The 5,266-nt window shown below is 55.2% G+C and carries 6 protein-coding genes and 1 pseudogene; 5 read left to right on the forward strand and 2 right to left on the reverse strand.

Annotated features, from left to right (window positions below; genetic code table 11):
- Positions 1-365 (forward strand): 6-carboxytetrahydropterin synthase (locus tag M3461_11205; protein ID MDQ3774879.1); only part of this gene is annotated, 365 nt, incomplete at its 5' end.
- Between the two features lie 225 nt (positions 366-590).
- Here M3461_11205 and M3461_11210 read toward each other — a convergent pair.
- Positions 591-1,007 (reverse strand): annotated as a pseudogene (locus tag M3461_11210) (GDP-mannose 4,6-dehydratase).
- A gap of 759 nt (positions 1,008-1,766) precedes the next feature.
- Here M3461_11210 and M3461_11215 point away from each other — a divergent pair.
- The 3 genes from M3461_11215 to M3461_11225 all read left to right on the forward strand — a co-directional run bounded on the left by M3461_11215 (position 1,767) and on the right by M3461_11225 (position 4,340).
- Positions 1,767-3,140 (forward strand): hypothetical protein, encoded by a 1,374-nt coding sequence (locus M3461_11215; GenBank protein MDQ3774880.1) that lies wholly within the window; start codon positions 1,767-1,769, stop codon positions 3,138-3,140.
- Positions 3,141-3,226: 86 nt separating this feature from the next.
- Positions 3,227-3,874 (forward strand): HAD family phosphatase, encoded by a 648-nt coding sequence (locus M3461_11220; protein ID MDQ3774881.1) that lies wholly within the window; start codon positions 3,227-3,229, stop codon positions 3,872-3,874.
- 319 nt (positions 3,875-4,193) lie between these two features.
- On the forward strand, positions 4,194-4,340 hold the full coding sequence (locus M3461_11225; protein MDQ3774882.1) for a hypothetical protein: 147 nt from the start codon (positions 4,194-4,196) through the stop codon (positions 4,338-4,340).
- Positions 4,341-4,357: 17 nt separating this feature from the next.
- Here M3461_11225 and M3461_11230 read toward each other — a convergent pair whose 3' ends face one another.
- Positions 4,358-4,519, reverse strand: coding sequence for a hypothetical protein (locus M3461_11230; GenBank protein ID MDQ3774883.1), 162 nt, complete (start codon positions 4,517-4,519; stop codon positions 4,358-4,360).
- Here M3461_11230 and M3461_11235 point away from each other — a divergent pair.
- Positions 4,460-4,813: a transposase gene (locus tag M3461_11235; GenBank protein ID MDQ3774884.1), complete on the forward strand. Its 354-nt coding sequence runs from the start codon at positions 4,460-4,462 to the stop codon at positions 4,811-4,813. The two genes, M3461_11230 and M3461_11235, sit on opposite strands and share 60 nt — an antisense overlap.
- Positions 4,814-5,266: the final 453 nt, after the last annotated feature.

The raw sequence follows: 5,266 nt of genomic DNA on the forward strand, positions 1-5,266 counted from the left end.
CCCAACACTTTCTCGTCGGCGGCGACTGGGGTCGGGAGAACGAGGTGAACTCGCACCGCTATCGGATCGAAGCGCGGTACGAAGGAACGAGCCTGGACCGGCACGGCTTCCTCCTCGACATCAGCGACATCGACGAGAGGTTGGACGGCCTGGTGAATCGCTACCGGGACCGCACCCTCAACGAGCTACCCGAGTTCGAGGGGCTGAACCCGAGTGTCGAGAACTTCGCGCAGATCGTGAGCGACCTCCTGCTCGTGACGACGCCCAATATTAGGGCTCTGGAGGTCACGATCTGGGAGGACGACAACGCCAGCGCCGCTTACCGGCGCCCGCTCGACGCCGGGTCTCGGCCTGAGAGTTTGTGAAAAAACTTAGAAAGGCTGAAATTTAACGATGCTCGGCTGCTCTGTCCTGCGGATATCGCCGCCCTGCAACGCCTGCCGCGTACCCGTTGGTGCGGCTCTCCGCGCCGCGCGGGCTTATCCCGCCCGAGGCGGCGTCCGAGATGCGGCAATGGAAGTACAGAGGAGCGCGGCATCGCTGTATAAGGCTCACGGCGGCGTTCCCATCTTATCCGTAATGAGGCCTGTTTATGAGCGTGCTTTTCCGCTCACTACCGCCAACTCCTTTCTCCCCATGCTGCGATAACGGTTCCCTCTGCTCAGCAGGCGCTCGAAATAGCCGATGCTCGTCCCGAGCCCTTCCTCCAACTCGACTTTTGGTTCCCAACCGAGATGTGCTTTTGCTAGGCTGATATCGGGACAGCGCTGTATCGGGTCATCGCTTGGCAGGGGATGGAATTGGATCTTCGATCTGGAGCCGGTGAGTTGGATCGTTTTCTGCGCAAGCTCGAGGATCGTGAGCTCGCGTGGGTTGCCAAGGTTGGCCGGACCGGAGAAACCGTTGGCAGCCGCCATCAGCCGCACCAGCGCTTCGATTAGATCGGAGACGAAGCAGAACGAGCGGGTCTGGCGGCCGTCGCCGAAGACCGTCATCGGCTCATTCTTAAACTAATGCCCCCGAGCAAATTCGCAAGACCATCCACAGGTGTGTCACAACCCCGTCGCGGGTCAAAGAGGAGACCTGGCTGGTCTTGGTGGGGATGCAGACCTGTTGCCATCGGTCGGTCCTGGCAATGCTGGTCGGTATCGACATCGACGCGCGTCACTGCGACAAAATCTTCTTCTTTCGAGCGTCGAACTCCTCTTGGGTGATGACTTTTCAGCCAAGAGCGCCGTGAGTTCTTGAGTTCGGAATATACGTCGCGCCGGCTGTGTCGCGCCAAGGACGGCTCCACCCGATCAGAGCACTCCCCCCTCTCCCTCGGGGCACCGGCCCACCCTGATCTACGATGGGCGGCTTGAACCCCTGCACCTCCCCGCTCCGGCGACCCCTTCCGACGCCGCCGCCAGTCGCCTTCGCCCACGCCCCCCATTGACCCCTTCCCGCTCCTTGACCATACTGCATCACGAGCCCAAGCCCGGGGTCCGAGCGAGGAAATCAGCCCATGACCGACGCGCCGAGCCATCCACCAGTTGGCCATCACGGTCCCCGGCGCCTTACAATCTCCAGGGTGCGCCCTGAATCCAGCGGTTCAGTTCAACCGCCAATACATAGAATCTATGCATCGTGCATCGTTCTTTAGGACGCCTTTCCCAGTGAACACCTTATCATTGCGCGCCTACCACATGAGAATCAAAACAACGCGAACCCTTGAATGGACGAGTACTTGAAGTTACCTCGCAACAAAGGAAACGCTAATGGTGATGCCTGACGTCGGCCCCTTGGCAGAGCTTCTTCAGATTCCCCCTGAATACTACGAATACGCGGTAAAGCAGTCTATTGGTACGTGGCGGGCTCGGAAAAAAGACAAGGAGCGACTAGAGCGTGAACACTTAAAGGGGACTGTCGCGCGGCTGCACAAGACCGGCGTAATTGCAGCCTTTCTCTACAAGTATTACGACCTTGATCCCGCCGAGTCGGCTACCTTGTTTAAGCTGGCCGGGTGGACTTATCCAATATATGTCGAACCAAACTGGGTGGGAAGGCTCGAAGATGACAGAGTCCTCGAACGACCCTTGGAGAGAGACGAGTACCGGATCGAAGAAGAGGACTCCTTTAATAAGGCGAAGGCTGAGTATCTAGACTATCTGAAAACGATGGAGCGGGTACGGTATGATGGCCAGACGTTTCGCCTAATCGAAATATTGTCGAACGACAGTGGATTCAGGCTTCGGTGTGGTCCTGGGTCGTATTTCAATTACCTGGCTACTTGTGAGAGTCTGGCGGACGAACTTGTCCTGCAATTGCACCAGAATAAGGTTGAAGACAAACGGGCGTTCTCTGATCACGCCCACGTAAAACAAAACGTGCAGCTGTTCGAGAACATTAAGAAGAGCCTCCCTAACAGAAGTTTATTCGCGCCTACTTTAGACAAACTGGGCAGGGTTGCCGGGAGAGACTCAAAGATCGGGCTAAACATCTTTTTTGCACTGCGCACGGCGGATGTCCCGGTATGCTTTCTTTACCACCGCGGAAAGAACGTGGCCGAATACCCTGACATTAACCATGTCATGCCGGCAGGAACATTTCAGCATGACGGACGCGCAAGCCTCGCATACGACCAGTATGATAAAGCTTACTCGGTAAAGTACAAGGTGCTGTCGGAGTTCTGGGAAGAGTGCTTCGAAGGAAAAGATTTTCAGGCGCAACGCAAGATGCTTTACGGAGGTCGGATCGATTTCGACGAGGCGAAAATACCAAACCAAAACCTGTGCCCAATTGTTGATTTGCTGGGGCTCTTGGAAAAGAGAAAGGCATTCATATACGTAACAGGCCTTGGCCTCGACTTGCTTTCGGCCAAACCCGAACTGACCATCGCGCTAATAATCAACGACGAATCGTTCGCCAAGAAATACCATGACCATTGGAAGTTTAACTGGGAGTTTCAAGGCTTCGGTACAGAAAACCAAAACGCAGGAATTCATATTTGCTCTCTAAATGATACCAAGTCTATTAGGGCTCTCTTAAAACCTGGAATGGTCATACCAGCGGGCGCGATGGCGGTCGCACTTGGATTTAGGTTAATCCGTCAACTTAAAGCGGAAGGGCAGCTAGAATGGGACGTGCCAGAACTCTGATGGAACTCCGTTGTCTCGCCATTATATGATGCGTGTTCTATGCCCTGCCAAAACGTGACAAGAGATAGTCAAAGGCGCTGAGGCTTATGATGCCACACTTGCGTGTCCCAAGTGGCGCTGTCGTATTTGACCTAGGGAACGTGGTCCTTTTTTTTGACCACGGGATTACATGTAGAAGGCTCGCAAGCCATTATGGGTTGAAGGAAGAGTTTGTCTACCGGACGATATTTTCCGAGGGACATGAACGGAGGTTTGACTTAGGAGAGGTATCCCCGGAGCAATTTACTGAGAACTGTGCACGGAGTCTTGGGATCACCCTGGACCCGAAGGTGTTTAAGAGATTTTGGACGGAGATCTTTTGGGAGAATGAGGAGGTTATCGGTCTTTTGAAGGCGTTGCGAGACAGCGTGCGGCTTATCCTTCTATCCAACACAAATGTGTGGCATTTCGAGTACGCGAAAGAGCAGTTTGATTTGCTACACCTTTTCGATGACTTCGTTCTGTCGTTCACGTGCGGTTATTGCAAACCTGACAAACGGATTTTTGAACAGGCAATGAAGGCAGTTAGGGGCGCCAGTCCTGCTATCTATGTAGATGACATTCCTGAGTATACGCAGGTAGCAACGGAAATGGGTTTTGAAGGGATCCAGTTTTCTGGATCCGGAGACTTAAGGAGCCGATTACACGACCTTAGGCTAGTTGATAAGATTGATAAGATTAGCGATCAAGCTTAAGGCCGTGTCGGTAAAGCCACCCAACTTACGCCTTGAGGGTGACTGTCAAAAGCGCTCTAAGGGCCACGGCGATCGAACCGAGTAACGGCGAGCGGGGGCGCTTCAGCGCGTTGAGATGTAGGGGGGTGCGGTTCTGCCAGCAACGATTGAGAATGCGGATGCACTTGAAGGCCGAGGCGCGCAACGCCGCTTGTTGCGAAACAGCCGTGGCGGATCAACGGCGTCACCGTCTGGCTCTGGCGTTCACCACAAAACAGTATTGCTACTACCTTATCGACAGACACCGCGGGGCGGGGTCGTCAAGCAGGTCCTCGGTACCTTGTTTCCCGGCGTCTTGATCACCGACTTCTTGGGTGCCTATAACGCCATCGAGGTCCTGGCCAAACAGCGCTGCTACTTTCATCCCTTCACCGAGCTCATCAAAGTCGACAAGCACAACCGCACCCTCGTGAAAACGCTTCCGTAAGACCCTCGCCCGTCTGCTCAAGGATCCCGATACGGCTCGGGGAACGGCGCCATGAGCTGGCGGATCTCGAGACCTACGCCCGCCGCAAAGCGAAACTTCATCAACGCCTTGATGAGCTCATCGACTCCTCCTTTGACGATGCCGATGCCAAGCGCCTCCTCAAACGCCTGCGGCGCCATCGCCAGGAGATGTTCACCTTTCTCCACTACGACCAGGTCAGTCCCTACAACAACCACGCCGAACAACAGATGCGCCCGGCCGTCATCACCCGCAAGATCAGTCAACAGAACCGCTCGGCGGACGACGCCAAGGCCCACGCTATCCTGATGAGCCTATTCCGTTCCGCACAGCTTCAAGAACTCAACCCTGTTGAGCATGTGCTGCGGCTGGCGCATACCACCCTCGAAGCGAAACCCACCCGCAAGCGCCTGCGAAGATTTCAAAAAGGGTGCCTGACAGTTTCAAAGGCCTAAAGTCATACAAGAATTAGAGCCTTAGCGAGATTGCCGTAGCCAACGTCTTGGCCCACGTCAGGCTGGAGGAAGCTCTCAACGATGTCGCCACGGTGAGGAAGTTCGTTGAGTTTCTTCTTTCGCACTTGGAGGCGAACATCCGATCCGAGGCAAAACTAGTCCTTGAAGAACTCGAGCTAGGCTATCGCCCAAAGACGCAGCGGATTGGACTCATTCTGCCACGGGCCCATGTTGATCTGATACCTGTTCCGCTGACTCGCGGTGGAGACCATGCTGTCACGAGCAGGCCTCGACCTCCCGGCGCCAGTGCGTGAGGTGCGAGCTGTACTGGAGTTGACCCCGTTTCGTGGACACTTCACCTTTTGGGAAGGAGGAGTCCACGATGTCGAAACGAAGAAGTGCATATCCGCCGGAGTTCCGGCGACAGATGGTCGAGTTGGTCCGGTCAGGCCG

It is taken from the genome of Pseudomonadota bacterium, from assembly GCA_030860485.1.
Lineage (GTDB): Bacteria > Pseudomonadota > Gammaproteobacteria > JACCXJ01 > JACCXJ01 > JACCXJ01.

Excerpts from the sequence above, each read along its gene's own strand:
- M3461_11215 (MDQ3774880.1), top strand. The coding sequence starts at position 1,767 with ATGCCTGACGTCGGCCCCTTGGCAGAGCTTCTTCAGATTCCCCCTGAA.
- M3461_11220 (MDQ3774881.1), top strand. The coding sequence starts at position 3,227 with ATGATGCCACACTTGCGTGTCCCAAGTGGCGCTGTCGTATTTGACCTA.
- M3461_11230 (MDQ3774883.1), bottom strand. The coding sequence starts at position 4,519 with ATGGCGCCGCAGGCGTTTGAGGAGGCGCTTGGCATCGGCATCGTCAAA.